Annotated in this window: 16 protein-coding genes; 12 read left to right on the top strand and 4 right to left on the bottom strand. The window is 65.9% G+C overall.

What is annotated here, in order from left to right:
• Nucleotides 1-36: 36 nt before the first annotated feature.
• The 8 genes from BMX04_RS12735 to BMX04_RS12700 all read left to right on the top strand — a co-directional run bounded on the left by BMX04_RS12735 (nucleotide 37) and on the right by BMX04_RS12700 (nucleotide 7978).
• Nucleotides 37-1221 carry an acyl-CoA dehydrogenase family protein gene (locus BMX04_RS12735; RefSeq protein WP_074787070.1) on the top strand — a complete coding sequence of 395 codons (1185 nt, stop codon included), beginning with the start codon at nucleotides 37-39 and terminating at the stop codon, nucleotides 1219-1221.
• Nucleotide 1222: 1 nt separating this feature from the next.
• Nucleotides 1223-2044, top strand: a complete 822-nt coding sequence (locus BMX04_RS12730) for an HTD2 family dehydratase (protein ID WP_074787068.1) — start codon at nucleotides 1223-1225, stop codon at nucleotides 2042-2044.
• Nucleotides 2045-2387: 343 nt separating this feature from the next.
• On the top strand, nucleotides 2388-3362 hold the full coding sequence (locus tag BMX04_RS12725) for a TRAP transporter substrate-binding protein (protein WP_074787067.1): 975 nt from the start codon (nucleotides 2388-2390) through the stop codon (nucleotides 3360-3362).
• Nucleotides 3363-3432: 70 nt separating this feature from the next.
• Nucleotides 3433-3996, top strand: a complete 564-nt coding sequence (locus BMX04_RS12720) for a TRAP transporter small permease (RefSeq protein WP_074787066.1) — start codon at nucleotides 3433-3435, stop codon at nucleotides 3994-3996.
• Nucleotides 3986-5290: a TRAP transporter large permease gene (locus BMX04_RS12715; protein ID WP_074787064.1), complete on the top strand. Its 1305-nt coding sequence runs from the start codon at nucleotides 3986-3988 to the stop codon at nucleotides 5288-5290. Before BMX04_RS12720 ends, BMX04_RS12715 begins: the two co-directional genes overlap by 11 nt.
• The gene (locus BMX04_RS12710) at nucleotides 5260-5787 is read left to right on the top strand and encodes a winged helix DNA-binding protein (RefSeq protein WP_244888546.1); all 528 of its coding nucleotides are present in this window, start codon (nucleotides 5260-5262) and stop codon (nucleotides 5785-5787) included. Before BMX04_RS12715 ends, BMX04_RS12710 begins: the two co-directional genes overlap by 31 nt.
• A complete protein-coding gene (locus tag BMX04_RS12705; RefSeq protein ID WP_074787062.1) occupies nucleotides 5784-6719 on the top strand; it encodes a hypothetical protein in 936 nt (311 codons plus the stop codon). The genes BMX04_RS12710 and BMX04_RS12705 overlap by 4 nt, the downstream gene beginning before the upstream one ends.
• Before the next feature lie 95 nt (nucleotides 6720-6814).
• Nucleotides 6815-7978 (top strand): DUF2793 domain-containing protein, encoded by a 1164-nt coding sequence (locus BMX04_RS12700; RefSeq protein ID WP_074787060.1) that lies wholly within the window; start codon nucleotides 6815-6817, stop codon nucleotides 7976-7978.
• Between the two features lie 111 nt (nucleotides 7979-8089).
• Here the strand turns inward: BMX04_RS12700 and BMX04_RS12695 are convergent, their stop codons facing one another.
• The 3 genes from BMX04_RS12695 to gmd are packed head-to-tail and all read right to left on the bottom strand — an operon-like array spanning nucleotide 8090 to nucleotide 11662.
• Complete coding sequence (locus tag BMX04_RS12695; RefSeq protein WP_074787058.1) at nucleotides 8090-9538, bottom strand: mannose-1-phosphate guanylyltransferase/mannose-6-phosphate isomerase; 1449 nt, start codon at nucleotides 9536-9538, stop codon at nucleotides 8090-8092.
• A gap of 25 nt (nucleotides 9539-9563) precedes the next feature.
• Entirely contained in the window at nucleotides 9564-10532 is a 969-nt protein-coding gene (gene fcl / locus BMX04_RS12690; RefSeq protein ID WP_074787056.1) for a GDP-L-fucose synthase, read from the bottom strand.
• Between the two features lie 5 nt (nucleotides 10533-10537).
• Nucleotides 10538-11662: a GDP-mannose 4,6-dehydratase gene (gene gmd, locus BMX04_RS12685; RefSeq protein ID WP_074787054.1), complete on the bottom strand. Its 1125-nt coding sequence runs from the start codon at nucleotides 11660-11662 to the stop codon at nucleotides 10538-10540.
• Nucleotides 11663-11921: 259 nt separating this feature from the next.
• On the opposite strand from gmd, the gene BMX04_RS12680 reads away from it, so the two are divergent.
• From BMX04_RS12680 to BMX04_RS12665, 4 genes are read left to right on the top strand one after another with little or no spacing between them, the layout of a single operon-like run.
• On the top strand, nucleotides 11922-12854 hold the full coding sequence (locus BMX04_RS12680) for an AEC family transporter (RefSeq protein ID WP_074787052.1): 933 nt from the start codon (nucleotides 11922-11924) through the stop codon (nucleotides 12852-12854).
• Nucleotides 12855-12884: 30 nt separating this feature from the next.
• Entirely contained in the window at nucleotides 12885-13718 is an 834-nt protein-coding gene (fghA, locus tag BMX04_RS12675; RefSeq protein WP_074787050.1) for an S-formylglutathione hydrolase, read from the top strand.
• Nucleotides 13719-13721: 3 nt separating this feature from the next.
• Nucleotides 13722-15158: a Si-specific NAD(P)(+) transhydrogenase gene (sthA, locus tag BMX04_RS12670; protein ID WP_050662375.1), complete on the top strand. Its 1437-nt coding sequence runs from the start codon at nucleotides 13722-13724 to the stop codon at nucleotides 15156-15158.
• Nucleotides 15155-15610 carry a YaiI/YqxD family protein gene (locus BMX04_RS12665; RefSeq protein ID WP_074787048.1) on the top strand — a complete coding sequence of 152 codons (456 nt, stop codon included), beginning with the start codon at nucleotides 15155-15157 and terminating at the stop codon, nucleotides 15608-15610. The genes sthA and BMX04_RS12665 overlap by 4 nt, the downstream gene beginning before the upstream one ends.
• Before the next feature lie 89 nt (nucleotides 15611-15699).
• Here the strand turns inward: BMX04_RS12665 and xseA are convergent, their stop codons facing one another.
• Nucleotides 15700-17190 (bottom strand): exodeoxyribonuclease VII large subunit, encoded by a 1491-nt coding sequence (gene xseA, locus BMX04_RS12660; protein WP_074787046.1) that lies wholly within the window; start codon nucleotides 17188-17190, stop codon nucleotides 15700-15702.
• Between the last annotated feature and the right edge of the window lie 67 nt (nucleotides 17191-17257).

Below are 17257 nucleotides of genomic sequence, written 5' to 3'. Positions count from 1 at the left end.
GCCAATCAGGGGCGGCAAGAAAACGAAGGGGCTGGAATGACGTCTTTTGATCCGACGGCGGAACATGCCGATATTCGCGACGGGGTGGCGCAGGTCTGCGCCGCGTTTCCGGGCCACTACTGGCGCGATCTGGATGCGCGCCGCGCCTATCCCAAGGAATTCGTCGACGCGCTTATCCGCGAGGGCTATCTCGCGGCGATGATCCCCGAGGAGTATGGCGGATCGGGGCTGAACCTGACGGCGGCCTCGGTGATCCTGGAGGAAATCCACCGCTCCGGCTGTAATGCGGCCGCCTGTCACGCGCAGATGTATACGATGGGCACGCTCCTGCGGCACGGGTCCGAGGCGCAAAAGGCCGCCTATCTGCCGGGCATTGCTGACGGCACGCTGCGGCTGCAGGCGTTCGGCGTGACCGAACCGACAAGTGGCACCGATACGCTCGCGCTCAAGACCACGGCGCGGCGCGACGGCGATGAGTATGTAATCAACGGCCAGAAGATCTGGACCTCGCGGATCGAGCATTCCGACCTGATGATCCTGCTGGCACGCACAACCCCGCGCGATCAGGCCAAATCGAAAACCGATGGCCTCTCGGTCTTCCTCGTCGATCTGCGCGACAAGGTGGGCCGAGGCGTGGAAATCCGCCCGATCCGCACGATGATCAACCACGCCACGACCGAGGTGTTTTTCGACAACCTGCGCATCCCGGCGGACAGCCTGATCGGCGAGGAGGGCAAGGGCTTTCGGTATATCCTCTCCGGCATGAATTCCGAGCGTATCCTGATTGCCGCCGAATGCATCGGTGACGCCAAGTGGTTCCTGAAAACCGGGTCGGACTATGCCCGGGACCGCGCGGTGTTCGGCGAGGCGATCGGCGCCAATCAGGGCGTTCAGTTTCCGCTGGCCCGCGCGCAGGCGCATCTGATGGCGGCCGAAGCCATCGTCTACCGCGCGGCGGCGATGTATGACGCAGGCGACAACCCCGGCGTCGAGGCCAATGCCGCCAAGCTCTTGGCCTCCGAGGCCAGCTGGGAGGCCGGCGAGGCCTGCATGCAGACCCATGGCGGCTTTGCCTTTGCCGAGGAATACGACGTGGAGCGCAAGTGGCGCGAGGCGCGGCTCTACCAGATCGCGCCGATCTCGACCAACCTGATCCTGTGCTACATCGCGGAGCAGGTGCTGGATCTGCCCAAATCCTACGGGTCGGGACGGGGGGTGTGAGATGAGCGAGTACAACGACTGGATCGGCTGGGGCTACGCGCGGTCAGAGCCGATGTCGGAGCGTCTGATCACGCAATATCGCGCGACGCTGGCGGGATATCTGGCCGAAGCCGAGGTGCCGGTGGGCCTCCATTGGTGCCTTGTGCCGGATGCGGTGGCACCGGACAAGCTGGGCCGCGATTGCCACCCGAAAACCGGCCTCTTCCTGCCCGCGCTGCCCCTGCCGCGCCGGATGTGGGCGGGGGGCGAACTGGAGTTTCACGCGCCTTTCGCGCCCGGCGATCTGGTGAAACGCGAGACGCTGATCGAGGACGTCGCGTTCAAGGAGGGGCGCAGCGGCAAGCTGGGCTTCGTCACGCAGCGCCATAGCTACAAGGTCTCCGGCGAGGCGCGGATATCCGAACGTCAGGACATCGTCTACCGCGAAGACCCCAAGCCCGGCGAGGCCCGCGCGTCTGAGCGCGCCGAGGACTGGCCGGGGTCCACGGCGTGGCACATCACCCCCGACCCGACGATGCTCTTTCGCTTTTCGGCGCTCACCTTCAATGGCCACCGCATCCATTACGATCACCCCTATGCGACCGGTGTCGAAGGGTATGAGGGCCTTGTCGTGCATGGCCCGATGCAGGCGGTGTGGATGATGAACCTCGCCACGCATCTTATGGGGCACCTGCCCGCACGGTTCACCTATCGCGGCCTCTCGCCGCTGATCTGCAACGTGCCGGTGGCGATCGAGGCGCGCGAGAGCGACGAGGGGCTGAGCCTGCGGGTGCGCCGCGAAACCGATGGCGTCGCCACGATGGCCGCCACCGCCCATCGCTGAGGCGGGGCGGGAAGCCGTTTGCAAACGGCTTCCAAAGCGGCGTCGACGCCGCTTTCACGCGCTTTGCAAAGCGCGTGACAAGGCCTTTGCAAAGGTCTTGTCCAGCCCGCGCGGAAGCCGCCTGCCGTGGGCGTGATTACGGCCGCGCCCGGCCACCGGGCTGATGAGACGAGAGGAGTGCGCAATCCACCCGGTCCAGAAATCCCGGAGATTCCGCGTGTTGGGCTGAACTTGCCGCGCCACAATGACAATTTGTTGACAAATTGCAAGTGACCGGTCAGGCTTTCCTCAGAACCGGGACAACACCCGGCACCAATTCAAAACAGAACCCAGGGAGACGACCATGAAACATTTCAACACACTGGCCCTGTCGACGGCCTTCGCCATGAGCTTTGGGGCCGCGCAGGCACAGACCGCATGGGACATGCCGACACCATATGGCGATTCGGTGTTTCACACCCAGAATATCATGCAATTCGCCGATGATGTCGCAAGCGCGACCGAGGGCGAGTTGACCATCACCGTGCATTCGGCGGGCTCGCTCTATGCCCATCCGGAAATCCGCGACTCGGTGCGCCGGGGCCTTGCGCCTATCGGCGAGATCCTGATGTCACAGCTGGCCAACGAAGACGCGGTCTTCGGCGTCGATTCGGTGCCGTTCCTCGCGGCAAGCTATGAGGATGCCTCGAAACTCTGGGCCGCCTCGCGCAATCAGATCGCGGCCAAGCTGGCCGATCAGGGGCTGACGCTGCTCTTTGCCGTGCCGTGGCCGGGCCAAAGCCTCTACCTGACCGAGGAAATCGACTCGATCTCGGAAATGCAGGGCGTCAGCTTTCGCGCCTACAACACCGCGACCGAGCGTCTGGCGCAGCTGATGGGCGCTGTGCCGACCACGGTCGAGGCGGGCGATATCCCCACCGCCTTTTCCACCTCGCGGGTCGAGGCGATGATCACCTCGCCCTCCACCGGTGTCTCTTCGCAGGCCTGGGATTTCGTAAGCCATTATATCGACACGCAGGCCTGGCTGCCCAAGAACATGGTCTTCGTCAACACCCGCGCGTTCGAGGCATTGAGCGCCGATCAGCAGCAGTCGCTGATCGAGGCTTCGGCCGAGGCGGAACTGCGCGGCTGGGAAATGTCGATGGCCGAGACCGAGGAAAAGATCGCCGCCCTCAAGGAGAACGGCATGCAGGTCTCGCAGCCCTCCGAGACATTGGCCCGCGAACTGCGCGAGATCGGCGAGACCATGACCAAGGAATGGCAGGCTCAGGCCGGTGACGAGGGGGCTGCGATCCTGTCGGGCTATAACGCGCGCTGATCCTGGCTGATCCTGACCGGCGCGGGGTGAAACGCCCCGCGTCTCTCCTCTGACAGAAAGGGGGCCGCGCATGATCCGCAGGCTGCTCGACCGTCTTTACGATGCGGGCTTCGTTCTGGCCGCATTGGCACTGGTGGCGATTGCCGTGCTGGTGCTGGTGCAGGTGATGGGCCGCGTCATCGACAAGGCCATGCTGGCCATCGGGCAGGACCCCGTCGGCATCGCCATCACGTCGCTGTCAGAGTTCGGCGGGTTCCTTTTCGTGGGTGCCGTGTTCCTGGCCCTCGCGGGCACGCTGCGCGCCGCGGGCCATGTGCGGGTGACAATGCTGACGCAATCTGTCCCGCCCGGATTGCGCCGTGCTCTGGCCGGGCTGGTGCTGGTCCTTGCCCTCGGGCTGGGCAGTTTCGCGCTCTACAGCACCGGGGTTCAGGCCTGGGATTCCTGGACGTTCAACGCGGTCTCCTTCGGGATGGCGAAATTCCCGCTCTGGATACCGCAGGGTGTGATGGTGCTAGGCCTCGTGATCTTCTGGATCGCGCTTCTGGACGAGGCGCTCGCCGTGCTGCGCGGGCAGACCCCGGCCTTCCTGCGCGCCGAGGCCGAGAAACAGGGCAAGACCGATGGGCATTGAACTTCTGTCGCTGATCCTCGTCGTGATCCTGTTCGGTTGTCTGGCACTCGGCCTCTGGGTGGGCTTCGCGCTCATCGCCGTGGGGCTGGCAGCGATGATGCTGGCCTCGACCGCGCCCGCGGAACTCGTGTTCGGCACCAAGGTCTGGGGCGCGCTCAATATCTGGGATCTGACGGCGCTGCCGATGTTCATCTGGATGGGCGAGATCCTGTTCCGCTCGCGCCTGTCGTCCGACATGTTCTCGGGGCTGGCCCCGCTCACGGGTCGCCTGCCGGGGCGGCTCTTGCATGCCAACATCTTCGGCTGCGCGCTTTTCGCCGCCGTCTCGGGCTCGTCGGCGGCCACCACCGCCACGGTCGGGCGCATGTCGGTGCCCGAACTCACCCGGCGCGGCTATGATGACCGGATGATCATCGGCACGCTGGCCGGGTCCGGCACCTTCGGCTTTCTCATCCCGCCCTCGATCATCCTAATCGTTTACGGGGCTGCGACCGAGCAGAGCATCGCGCGGCTGTTCCTCGCGGGCATCGGCCCGGGGCTGCTGCTGGCGTCGCTTTTCTCGGGCTACACCATGCTCTGGGCGCTGACTCATCGCGACAAGATGCCCGCCGCCGAACCCGCCACCTCGCTCGGGGACAAGCTGCGCGCGGTAATCCTCCTGGGGCCGACGATCCTGCTGATCATCGCCGTCATCGGCTCGATCTACGCAGGCCTCGCCTCACCGACCGAGGCGGCGGTGGTCGGCGTGCTGGGCGCGCTGATCCTATCGGCCCTGGGTGGCTCGCTCAATTGGGAGAGCACGTGGGGCGCGCTGCGCGGTGCCACGATCACCACCTGCATGATCTCCTTCATCCTTGCGGGCGCGGCCTTTCTGACCGTCGCCATGGGTTATACCGGCATCCCCCGCGCGCTGGCGGCATGGATCGGCGAGCAGGGCTATTCGGCCAACATGCTCTTGGCCGCATTGGTGGTGTTCTTCATAGTGCTGGGCATGTTCCTCGACGGGATTTCCATCGTCGTGCTGACCACATCCGTCATTCTGCCGATGGTGCTGGCGGCGGGGATCGACCCGATCTGGTTCGGCATCTTCCTCGTGCTGGTGGTCGAGATGAGCCAGATCACCCCGCCGGTCGGCTTCAACCTCTTCGTGCTGCAATCCATCACCGGGCGCAGCATATTCGAAATCGCGCGCCATGCCTTTCCGTTCTTCCTTCTGCTGGTGCTCGCCACCGCCATCCTGACCCTGTTCCCGGAGATTGCGCTATGGATCCCTCAGACGATGCTGGCGCGCTAGGGCCGGTCGTGTCCTCGGCGCATCTGGCGAATTCCGGCCTGCCGGAACTGTCGGAGATGGAGTTTGCCCTGACCATGGCGAACAACGCCTTTCAACGCTGGATCGTGCGTTGCATGACGGCCTCGGGCATGCCGGGGCTGACCCCGCTCGAAGTGTTGATCGTGCATCTGGTGCATCACCGCGAACGCCCCAAGAGCCTCGCCGATATCTGCCTCGTGCTGAATATCGAGGATACCCATCTGGTGAATTACGCGGTCAAGAAACTGGCCGGGCACGGGCTGATCACCACCGGACGCTCGGGTAAGGAAAAGACCGTGAGCATCACCGGGGCGGGGCAGGACTACTGCACCCTATACGGCCGCGTACGCGAGCGTCTGCTGGTCCGCTCGGTGCGGCAGCTGGGGCTCGACAAGGCGGAACTGTCGCGTCTCGCGGGTCTCCTGCGCACGCTCTCGGGCAGCTACGATCAGGCGGCGCGGGGGGCGGCGGCGCTGTGATACCGGCTCTTCACGCGCTAGCGCGGCATGGGCGGCTTGTTCTGGTGCTCGGGCTTGTGGTGGGCATCCTCGCCCCCGGCCTTGCCCGCGCGATGGAGCCGCTGATCTTTCCGCTGATCGCGCTGATGCTGTTCCTGGCCACCCTTCGGGTCGATGTTGTCGTGGCCTTTCCCGGCGCGCGCACCCTGCCACGCTTCCTGATCGCCACGCTGATCCTGCAGGTGGTCCTGCCGCTTTGCGCGATTGCCGGGCTCTGGGTGCTTGGCGCGATGGACTCGATCATCGGCATCGGTGCGGTGCTGGTGCTGGCCGCCGCCCCGCTCACGGGCAGTCCGGGCCTCACCATCATGGCGGGCGGCGACCCGGCCCCGGCCCTGCGGCAGCTGGTGCTGGGCACGGCGCTCCTGCCGCTGACGGTGCTGCCGGTGTTCTGGGTGCTGCCGGTCTTCGGCGCACCCGAGGTGGTGGCGATGGCCGCGCTGCGCCTGCTGGCGGTGATCGCAGTGGCGGGGGGCGCGGGCATGCTCCTGCGCCGTGCGGTGCCGTGGCTGCGCGCCGCCGAAGGGCATGGGGCTGTCGACGGCACCATCACGCTGGTGATGTCCGTGGTGGTCGTGGGGCTGATGTCGGCGGTGGGGCCTGCGATCCTCGCCCCGTCAACGGAACTCTGGCTGACGCTTGCCGCCGTCTTCACGCTCAATTTCGGCGCGCAGATCGGCGCGCTGCTCCTTCTGCGAAACGGCCCCGAGGCCCCCGCCGCCGCCGCTCTCGCCATCGTCGCGGGCAACCGCAATCTCGCGCTCTTTCTCGGCGCGCTGCCGCCCGAGACCGGCGCGGCGCTGCTGCTGTTCATCGGTTGCTACCAACTGCCGATGTATCTCACGCCGCTGTTCATGGCCCCGCTCATCCGCCGCCTCGTGCGGCACGGCTAGGGCACGCAACGCACGCCCGGTTCAGGGATTGGCAAGGCTTCGCTTCAAGAGTGTGCGCAGTCTTTACGATTGTCCCATCTCCGGAGGCCGACCCGATGCCCGACCATTCCCCGCGCCTTGCCCTGCCGTTCATTCAACCGTCGCAGGCGCAAAAGCATGTCACCCATAACGAGGCGCTCGCGACGCTCGACACGGTGGTGCAACTCGCCGTCGAAGCGGTCGAGGCCACCATCCCGCCCGCCGCGCCGAATGAGGGCGAGGTCTGGGCAATCGGCCCCGCGCCCGAAGGCGCCTGGGCCGGGCAGGCGGGCCGGATCGCAACGCTGATCGACGACACCTGGCGGTTCATAGACCCGCAGGAGGGATGGATCGCGCTCGACAAGAGCACGGGCCGTCTGTTGCGACAGGCAAGTGGTGCCTGGGCTCCGTTGGCACCGCCCGACCTCGTCAATCTCGCTGGGGTCGGCATCAATGCAGGTTTCGACGCGGTCAACCGTCTGGCGGTGGCGGCACCTGCGACCCTCTTCAATCACGAGGGCGCGGGGCACCAGCTCAAGATCAACAAGGCCGACGAGGGCGACACGGCCAGCCTGCTCTTTCAGACCGGCTTTGGCGGGCGGGCCGAGATGGGCACCGCCGGGTCGGATGATTTCGCGATCAAGGTCAGCGCCGATGGCGGCACATGGTTCACCGCGCTCAGCTTTGAGGCGGCATCCGGTCTGGCCTCCGGCTCGGCGGTGCAGCAGGCGGCGGATGACGCGACAGCGGGGCGGCTGATGCGCGTGGGGGCCTTCGGCTGGGGGCAGGATGGCGCGCAGGCGGTGCCGGTCCTGATCGATCTCGATGCGCCGGGCACGGCGTCGGGCGTCTATGCGGTGACGTCTGCCACAACGGGCGCGAGCGGGACCGGCACATGCCTCATTCTGCGCGGTGCCGCCGATGAACCGGCGCAGATCCTGCTGGATGCGGATGGTCAGAGCCTGGCCTTTCGCACCCGGGCAGGCGGCGCGTGGGGGGCGTGGGCCGTACTTTCAGGCGCGCATAACATTACCCGCGACAGCGGCCCCGATGGCAGCTATGTGCGCTATCCCGACGGCACCCAGATTTGCCAGCATAGCCTCACGCTCGACGCGCCCGATCAGGTCGACGGCGCGCTCTTTCGCGCGGCGTTGCCGACCGGATGGAGCTATCCCGCCGCCTTCGCCCCCGGCACCCGCCCGACCCTGACGGCCAGTGCGACGACCCAAGATGGCCCGTGAATCAGCGCAATTGCAGGCGATCACCTCAGCGGCACTCTGCGCGCCCATTCGGCGACGCCAATCGCGACCGCGCCCGAGATCACCGTCACTGCAATCGGGCGCTGGACCTGATCAGCCCTTGGCCCCCTGTCCGCGCGCGTAGACATCCTCGTAGCGAATAATGTCATCCTCGCCCAGATAGCTGCCGGTCTGCACTTCGATCAGAACCATCGGCACCTTGCCGGGGTTCTCCATCCGGTGCACCGCACCCAGCGGGATATAGACCGACTCGTTCTCGCTGATCAGCTTTACCGCGTCGTCGATGGTCACCTTGGCCGTGCCCTCGACGACGATCCAGTGCTCAGACCGGTGATGGTGGCTTTGCAAGGAGAGCGCGGCCCCGGGATGCACGTGGATGCGCTTGACCTGAAACCGCCCGCCGGTGGCGAGGCTCTCGAACCAGCCCCAGGGGCGATAGTCGCGCGGCAGGGTCTCGGCCTGTTTCATGCCACGCGCTTTCAGCGCCTCCACCGCCTTTTTCACGTCCTGCGCGCGGCTCCGATGCGCCACCAGAACCGCATCGGGCATGGCCACGGCGATCACGTCGCTCAGCCCGATACCGACCAGCGCCTGTTGTGCGTCCTCGGCCCGCAACAGCGTATCCGCGCAGTCGATGGCGGTCGCAGGCCCCGAGGTGACGATGCCCGCCGTATCCGGCCCGCTCTCGCGCCAGACCGCATCCCAGCCACCCAGATCCGACCATGCGCCGCCATATGGCACGACGGTCAGATTGTCCGCCTTTTCCATCACCGCATAGTCGATCGACTCGCTCTCGCACGCGGCCCAGGCCTCGGGATCGAGGCGCAGGAAATGCAGATCGCGCTCTGCCGCTGCGTGCGCGCGCCTCACGGCGGCCAGCATCGCGGGCTGATACGTCTCGAAGGCGGCCAGAATGGCGTCGGTGGAAAACAGGAAAATCCCCGCATTCCAAAGATGCATGCCGTCCGCCAGCAACGCCTCTGCGGTCTCTGCATCCGGTTTCTCGACAAAGCCCTTCAGCGGCTGCGGCACCGGCGTGAAATCGGCCTCCGGGGCGGCGCTCAGGCGCAGCCAGCCATAGCCGGTCTCGGCCCGGTCAGGCCGGATGCCGAAGGTAACAAGCTGTCCCGCCCGCGCCGCAGGCACCGCCGCCTGCACCGCATCGCGAAACGCTTGCGCATCGGGGATCACGTGATCCGACGGGGCCACCAGCATCAGCGCCCCGGGCGCGCGCGCCTCTAGGTCAAGCGCCCCGGCGAGGATGGCGGGCGCGGTGTTGCGCCCTTCAGGCTCGATCAGCGTGGCCCCGGCGGCGATTTCCACCCCGGCCAGCTGTTCGGTCACGACAAAGCGGTAATCCGACCCGGTGATGATCGCGGGGGCGGCATACCCGTCCCCCGACAGCCGCCGCGCCGAGGCCTGAAACAGGCTCTCTTCGCCGGTCAGCTTGGTGAATTGCTTGGGATAGCTCTTGCGCGACAGCGGCCAGAGCCGGGTGCCGGAGCCCCCGCAGAGCAGAAGCGGGTGAATATCCTCAGTCATGGTCAAACCTCCCTCGGCCCCCTTGTCAGCCGCGAAACTCGTCTTGATGCGCCAGGAACCAGCGATAGGTGTCCGCGATCCCGTCTTCCAGCGCAATCGAGGCGCGCCAGCCCATACCCTCCAGACGGCTCACATCCATCAACTTGCGCAGGGTGCCGTCGGGCTTGCTCGGGTCGGTGGCGATCCGTCCCTCATAGCCTGTCACCTTCGCCACCATCTGCGCCAGGTCCAGAATGGTCACATCCTGCCCGGTGCCGACATTGATATGGCTCAGCATCGGCTGCGTGTTGGCGTCATAGGTGGGCTTGTCGAGGTCCAGCACGAACAGCGATGCCTCGGCCATGTCATCCACATGCAGAAACTCGCGCATCGGCTTGCCCGATCCCCAGATCGTCACCGTCTCGCGCCCGTCCTGTGCCGCCTCATGAAAACGCCGGATCAGGGCGGGCAGGACATGGCTGTTCTCGGGGTGAAAATTGTCGCCGGGGCCATAGAGATTGGTCGGCATGACCGAGCGGTAATCGGTCCCGAACTGCCGGTTGTAACTCTCACACAGCTTGATGCCCGCGATCTTGGCGATGGCATAGGGCTCGTTGGTGGGCTCCAGCGTGCCGGTCAGCAGCGCGTCCTCGGCCATCGGCTGCGCAGCCTCGCGCGGGTAGATGCAGCTTGACCCCAACTGCAACAACCGCCGCACCCCGGCCTGATACGCCTGATGGATCACATTGCATTCGATCATCAGGTTCTCATAGATGAAGTCTGCCGGATAGGTGTTGTTAGCGAGGATGCCGCCCACCTTCGCGGCGGCCAGAATCACCACATCCGGGCGCTGATCCGCCATGAAGGCGCGCACGGCGGCCTGATCCGTCAGATCAAGCTCCGCATGGGTCGCGGTGATGAGCGTGATCGCCTCGCCCGACGCCTGCCGCGCCTCCAGCCGCCGCAGGATCGCGCCACCCACCATGCCCCTGTGCCCGGCGATATAGATCCGCATTGCGCTCACCCGTTCTCGAAACTCACCGGCATGTCCATGCCATGCTCGCGCAGCAGCGCATGCCGTTGCGCGGTGCGCAGGTCATCGGCGACCATCTCCGCGCACATCTCCTGCGCGGTGATCTCGGGCACCCAGCCCAGTTTCGCCTTGGCCTTGGCCGGATCGCCCAGCAAGGTCTCCACCTCGGCGGGGCGGAAATAGCGCGGGTCGATGCGCAAGAGCACATCACCCGGTTTCACCGCCGGAGCCTTGTCACCGGTCACCGCCGCCACGGTCCCGATCTCACGGGCGCCCTCGCCGGAAAATTCCAGCGTGATGCCCAGTTCCGCCGCCGACCAGATGATGAACTCGCGCACCGAATATTGCTTACCCGTGGCGATCACAAAATCCTCAGGGGTCTCCTGTTGCAGCATCATCCACTGCATGCGCACGTAATCCTTGGCATGGCCCCAATCGCGCAGCGCGTCGATATTGCCCATGTAGAGACATTCCTCCAGCCCCTGCGCGATATTGGCCAGCCCCCGGGTGATCTTGCGGGTCACGAAGGTCTCGCCGCGGCGCGGGCTCTCGTGGTTGAAGAGAATGCCGTTGCAGGCATACATGGCGTAAGCCTCGCGATAGTTGACAGTGATCCAGTAGGCATAGAGCTTGGCCACGGCATAGGGCGAGCGCGGGTGAAACGGCGTCGTCTCGCTTTGCGGGGTCTCCTGCACCAGCCCGTAGAGTTCCGATGTCGAGGCCTGATAGAACCGGGTGCTGTTCTCCAGCCCCAGAAAGCGGATCGCCTCCAAGAGGCGCAGCGTGCCCATCCCATCCACATCCGCCGTGTACTCCGGGGCCTCGAAGCTGACCGCGACATGGCTCTGCGCGCCGAGGTTATAGACCTCGTCGGGCCGCACTTCGCTCAGGATGCGGGTCAGGTTGGAACTGTCGGTTAGGTCCCCGTAATGCAGCTTGAAATTCTGGTTGGTGACATGCGGATCCTGATAGAGATGATCGACGCGCTGGGTGTTGAACAGCGATGCGCGACGCTTGATCCCGTGCACCTCGTATCCCTTGGCCAAGAGAAATTCCGCCAGATACGACCCATCCTGCCCGGTGATGCCTGTGATAAGTGCCCGTTTCTTCATGGTTTTTCTATTCTCAATTCTACTGTTCAATGGTCCGGCGGACTGCGGGCTACGATACCTGCCGACCCCGCACAAATCGCCGGGAGTTGTGGTTCAATAACATAATCCCGCCGCGTGTTAATCGCTCGTTTTCGCATCAGTCGCGACGTGCCGCGTTTTGTTGCAGCAATGCGCCGCAAATCCGGTGTGGCGCGTGGCCCCGCCTTTGGACATGCGCCGCCGATTGACGTGGCCCGCGAACCTGCTACGACACATCCCCATGCTGAGCATCTTTCTCCAGACCCTGCCATTCTTCCTGATCATCGGTCTGGGCTACGGGGCTGGCCGCAGCGGGTTCTTCCCCGAGGAGGCCACCGCATGGCTCACGAAGTTCGTCTTCTACTTCGCGCTCTCGGCGATGCTGTTCCGGTTCTCCGCCAACTTGACGCTGTCGGACGTGCTCGACTGGAATTTCGTGATGGCCTATCTCGCGGCCACCACGCTGGTCTATGCCCTTGCCACCGTCGTCGCGATGGTCCGGCGCGTCGGGCTGGAGGAAACGGCGATCGAGGCGCAATGCGCGGTGATCGGCAATGTCGGCTTTCTCGGGGTGCCGATGCTGGCGATGCTGATGGGCGAGGCGGCGATCGGCTGGGTGATGGTCATGCTGGCGGTGGACCTGATCGTCTTCGGCTCGCTGGTGGTGATCCTGATCACCGGCTCGCGCGACGGGCGGATGAGCTCGCGGATCTTTCGCACCGTGGGGCTGGGGCTGCTGAAGAACCCGATGATCGTCTCGATCCTGCTGGGGCTGGCATGGTCGGCGCTGCGCCTGCCGATCCCCGATCCAATCAACGCCTTCGTGCGCATTCTGGGCGATGCCGCCACTCCCGGCGCGCTTTTTGCCATTGGCGCATCGCTTGCCTCGAAATCGGCGGAACGCGCCAGCGTGGCGGGGTGGCTCTCGTTCTGCAAGCTGGTGCTGCACCCTGGTGCAGTGGCGATCTCGGCGCTGCTCCTCTTCGAGGTTCAGCCCTATGCCGCGGCGGTGATGATCGCGGCCGCCAGCCTGCCGGTCGCGGGCAATGTCTTCATGATCGCGCAACATTACGGCGTGGCCCCCAAACGGGTGTCATCTGCCATCCTTATATCGACGGTCGCGGCCATCGTCACGGTGTCGCTTGTGATCGGCTGGGTCGCCCGGCTTTACTGAACAGTTACCAAGAGGAAAGAGGAGAACGACATGGAAACGGTTTCGCAGAACGCATGTTTCGGCGGTACGCAGGGGGTCTATACGCATAAATCCGACGCCTGCGGCTGCGACATGACCTTTGGCCTCTTCCTGCCCGAAGACGCGCAGGACGGCCCCGTCCCGGTGCTGTGGTATCTCTCGGGCCTGACCTGCACCCATGAGAACGCCATGGTCAAGGCCGGTGCTCAGGGCTGGGCGGCGGAACAGGGTATCGCATTGGTCTTCCCCGACACCTCGCCACGCGGCGACGATGTGGCCAATGACGAGGCCTATGACCTCGGCCAAGGCGCCGGGTTCTACGTCAACGCCACGCAAGAGCCCTGGGCCCCGCATTTCCGCATGTGGGATTACCTGGCTGATGAACTGCCCGCGCTTCTGGGCCGCGAGTTCGCTCTCGACATGGACCGGCAGGCCATCACCGGCCATTCCATGGGCGGGCACGGCGCACTTACGCTGGCGATGTCGCTGCCGGGCCGGTTCCGCTCGGTCTCGGCCTTTTCCCCGATCTGCAACCCCACGGGCGGCGATTGGGGCCGCAAGCAGTTCGCGGCCTATCTCGGGGCGGACGAGTCCGCATGGGCCGCCCATGACGCCAGCCTGCTGATGGCCGAGCGCGGCTTTGACGGGCCGGTGCTGGTCGATACCGGCACCTCCGATCAGTTCCTTGAGCTCTTGCGCCCCGAAACGCTGGCCGCAGCCATGGCCGTGCGGCGGCAAGAGGGCACGTTCCGCGTGCAGAAGGGCTATGATCACAGCTATTTCTTCATCTCCACCTTCATGGAGGATCACGTCACCTTCCATGCCGAGGCGCTCTATGCGGAGTAAATCATGAGCCATTACGACCTGATCATCATCGGCTCCGGCCCCGCCGGTCGCGCGGCGGCCATTCAGGCCGGCAAGCTCAAGCGGCGGGTGCTGGTGATCGACAAGAAGGACAAGCTGGGCGGCGTCTCGGTGCATACCGGCACGATCCCCTCCAAGACCCTGCGCGAGACGGTGCTCAACCTCTCGGGCTGGCGCGAGCGCAGCTTTTATGGCCGCTCCTACCGGGTGAAGGAGGATATCGAGGCGCAGGACCTCAAGATGCGCCTGCACAAGACGCTCGACTATGAGGTCGACGTGCTGGAACATCAGTTCAACCGCAACCATGTCGATACGCTCAACGGTGTGGCCCGCTTCACCGATGCCCATACCGTCGAGGTCGCGACCGAGGCGGGCGAGGTCACGCGGCTCACTGCCGAGCGGTTCCTGATTTCCACGGGGACCAAGACCTACCGCCCCGATACCGTGCCTTTCAACGGCAGCACCGTGGTCGACAGCGACGAGTTTCTCGAACTCGGGCAGATCCCGCGCAGCCTGATCGTGGTGGGCGCGGGCGTGATCGGCGTGGAATACGCGACGATGTTTTCCGCACTTGACGTGCGGGTGACCCTGATCGAGCCGCGCGAGACTTTCCTCGATTTTATCGACCGCGCGATCATTCAGGATTTCACCCATCAGATTCTCGAAAATGGCGTCGATCTGCGGCTCGGCTCGGCCATCGACAAGATCGAGGACGCGGGCAAACATGTGGAGGTGAGCCTTGCCAATGGCCGCCACGTGCGCGCCGAGATGCTGCTTTTCGCCGCCGGGCGGATGGGTGCGACGGACAAGCTCAACCTCGGCGCCGCCGGGCTGGAAACCGACCATCGCGGGCGGCTCGAGGTGGATCGCAAGACCTATCGGACGTCGGTGCCGCATATCTACGCGGCGGGTGACGTGATCGGGCATCCCTCGCTCGCCTCGACCTCAATGCAGCAGGGCCGCGTCGCCGCCTGCGACGCGCTGGAGACCCCCACCCTCCCCGAGAGCCCGTGGTTCCCCTATGGCATCTATTCGGTCCCCGAGATTTCCACCTGCGGCATGTCCGAAGAGGAGATGCAGGAACGCGGCATCCCCTACGAGGTCGGCGTCGCGCGCTTCCGCGAGACCTCGCGCGGCCATATCATGGGGCTGGAACACGGCCTCCTGAAGATGCTCTTCTCGCTCAAGACCCGCCGGGTCTTGGGCGTGCAGATCGTGGGCGAGGGGGCGACGGAACTGATCCACATCGCGCAGGCGGTGCTGAACCTCAAGGGCACGGTGGATTACTTCGTGCAGAACACCTTCAACTACCCGACGCTCGCCGAGGCCTACAAGATCGCCGGGCTCGATGCCTTCAACCGCATGCCGATCCCCGAGGAATACAAGGTCGGGCGCGACACCAAGAAGGCCAAGAGCGCGTGAGCCTCTACGTCGATGCCGATGCCTGCCCCGTCAAGGACGAGGTCGAGCGGGTGGGCACCCGGCACGGGCTGCGGATGTTCATCGTCTCCAACGGCGGCTTGCGGCCCTCGCGCAATCCGCTGGTCGAGATGGTGATCGTGCCCGACGGGCCCGACGTGGCCGACATGTGGATCGCCGAACGCGCGGGGCCGGGCGACGTGGTGATCACCGGGGATATTCCGCTCGCCGCCAAATGCGTCGAGGCCGGGGCGCAGGTGCTCAAGCATACCGGCGAGGCGCTGACGGCGGCCAATATCGGCAACGTGCTCGCCACCCGCGATCTGATGGCCGACCTGCGGGCCGCCGACCCGTTCCGCCAGGGCGGTGGCAAGGGCTTCACCAAGGCCGACCGCTCGCGCTTTCTGGAGGCACTGGAACGCGCGGTGCGGGCTGCCGGGCAATCCGCCACCTGACGGCGCATCGTGACCGGCGCGCGCTTTTGCACCGCTTGGCTCTGCAAAGCCGCGTCAGGCCACGCCGCCGAACCGCGCGTCTTTCCCCCTCAGAACAAACTGCCTTGCCCCTTGGGCGGTTCTTTCGGCTTGGGCGCCTTGCGCGGGGCACTCGCGGTTTCGCCAACGCCCAGAGCCCCGTCGGCGAATTCGATCTCTAGCGCCTTGGCCGCCGCCGCCGCATCGCGCGTCGTCACCAGCGCGCCATCGCCGCGTACCACCGCATAGCCGCGCTGCAACGTCGCCTTGTAGCCCAGCGTCTCGCGCAGCCGGTCGAGCGCGTCGATCCGTTCGCGCCAGCCCTTGGTCTGTCGCCCTGCGGCATCCGAAAACCGCGCTGTCATTCGGTCCAGCTCGCGTCTCTTGTGGTCGATATCGCGGGTCAGCGCGTGGATGTTGAGACGCGCGGCGGTGTTCGCCAACCGCCGCCGATCCCCCTCGACCGCACGCCGCAACAGCGACGGACGCAGCGCACCCGCGGCATCCGACAGTGCCACGCGGCGCACCTGCACCGACCGGATGAGCGCGGCAGGCAGGCGATCCGACCAGGTGTCGAAGCGCTGGCGCGGGGCCTCCAGCAAGGTCTCGGGGCGGGGCAGGGCGCGCGCCAGATCGCGCAGCCGCTGGCCGCGCAGACCAATCGACTGGCTCTGCGCATGGCTGAGCCGCGCGGCCTGCCCGTCAAGCCAGGCCAGCAGATCGAGCCGCACCGGCACGGCGAGTTCCGCCGCCGCCGTCGGCGTCGGCGCGCGCTTGTCCGACGCGTGGTCAATCAGCGTCGTGTCGGTCTCGTGCCCGACGGCGGAAATCAGCGGAATGCCACTCTCGGCGGCGGCACGCACAACCGCCTCGTCGTTGAAACCCCACAAATCCTCGACCGACCCGCCGCCCCGCGCCACGATGATCAGATCCGGGCGCGGCAGCGCCCCGCCGGGGGTAAGCGCGTTGAACCCGCGAATAGCATTCACCACCTCAGGCGCGCAGCGGTCGCCCTGCACGGCGACCGGCCAGATCAGCACCTTGCGCGGAAACCTCTCGCGCAGCCGGTGCAGGATATCGCGGATGACCGCGCCCGAGGGCGAGGTGACCACCCCGATGATCTCGGGCAGGTAGGGCAGGGGCTGCTTGCGCTCGGCTGCAAAGAGCCCCTCGGCCGCCAGCGCCGCCTTGCGCTTTTCCAGCATCGCCATCAGCGCGCCCATGCCCGCCGGTTTGATATCCTCGATCACGATCTGATAGCGCGACTGGCCGGGGAAGGTGGTCAGCCGCCCGGTGGCGACCACCTCCATCCCCTCCTCGGGCTCGACCGAGAGGCGCGCCGCCACGCCCTTCCAGATCACGCCCGACAGGACCGCGCGGTCATCCTTGAGGTCGAGATAGATATGGCCCGAGCGGGGCCGCGATATCCGCCCCAACTCGCCGCGCACCCGGACGTGGCTGAATTCGCCCTCGATCACCCGCTTGATCGCGCCCGACAGGTCCGAGACCGAGAATTCGGGGGCGTTCTCGCCGGGATCGGGATCGTCGATAAGATCGGACATGCTGCTGCCTTGTGTCTGCCTGCGCGTCACCCTAGAACGCATGCCAAGCGAGGCCAAGCCGGAGTTG

It is taken from the genome of Roseovarius tolerans (genome assembly GCF_900109855.1).
In the GTDB taxonomy this organism is placed as follows: Bacteria; Pseudomonadota; Alphaproteobacteria; order Rhodobacterales; family Rhodobacteraceae; genus Roseovarius; species Roseovarius tolerans.
Note: the sequence above shows the minus strand (reverse complement) of the source record. Positions and strands in the feature narration are given on the sequence as shown.

What these genes read in the sequence shown, in the direction of transcription:
- BMX04_RS12735 (WP_074787070.1), top strand. Translation starts at nt 37, where the DNA reads ATGACGTCTTTTGATCCGACGGCGGAACATGCCGATATTCGCGACGGG.
- BMX04_RS12730 (WP_074787068.1), top strand. Translation starts at nt 1,223, where the DNA reads ATGAGCGAGTACAACGACTGGATCGGCTGGGGCTACGCGCGGTCAGAG.
- BMX04_RS12725 (WP_074787067.1), top strand. Translation starts at nt 2,388, where the DNA reads ATGAAACATTTCAACACACTGGCCCTGTCGACGGCCTTCGCCATGAGC.
- BMX04_RS12720 (WP_074787066.1), top strand. Translation starts at nt 3,433, where the DNA reads ATGATCCGCAGGCTGCTCGACCGTCTTTACGATGCGGGCTTCGTTCTG.
- BMX04_RS12715 (WP_074787064.1), top strand. Translation starts at nt 3,986, where the DNA reads ATGGGCATTGAACTTCTGTCGCTGATCCTCGTCGTGATCCTGTTCGGT.
- BMX04_RS12710 (WP_244888546.1), top strand. Translation starts at nt 5,260, where the DNA reads ATGGATCCCTCAGACGATGCTGGCGCGCTAGGGCCGGTCGTGTCCTCG.
- BMX04_RS12700 (WP_074787060.1), top strand. Translation starts at nt 6,815, where the DNA reads ATGCCCGACCATTCCCCGCGCCTTGCCCTGCCGTTCATTCAACCGTCG.
- BMX04_RS12695 (WP_074787058.1), bottom strand. Translation starts at nt 9,538, where the DNA reads ATGACTGAGGATATTCACCCGCTTCTGCTCTGCGGGGGCTCCGGCACC.
- fcl (WP_074787056.1), bottom strand. Translation starts at nt 10,532, where the DNA reads ATGCGGATCTATATCGCCGGGCACAGGGGCATGGTGGGTGGCGCGATC.
- gmd (WP_074787054.1), bottom strand. Translation starts at nt 11,662, where the DNA reads ATGAAGAAACGGGCACTTATCACAGGCATCACCGGGCAGGATGGGTCG.
- BMX04_RS12680 (WP_074787052.1), top strand. Translation starts at nt 11,922, where the DNA reads ATGCTGAGCATCTTTCTCCAGACCCTGCCATTCTTCCTGATCATCGGT.
- fghA (WP_074787050.1), top strand. Translation starts at nt 12,885, where the DNA reads ATGGAAACGGTTTCGCAGAACGCATGTTTCGGCGGTACGCAGGGGGTC.
- sthA (WP_050662375.1), top strand. Translation starts at nt 13,722, where the DNA reads ATGAGCCATTACGACCTGATCATCATCGGCTCCGGCCCCGCCGGTCGC.
- xseA (WP_074787046.1), bottom strand. Translation starts at nt 17,190, where the DNA reads ATGTCCGATCTTATCGACGATCCCGATCCCGGCGAGAACGCCCCCGAA.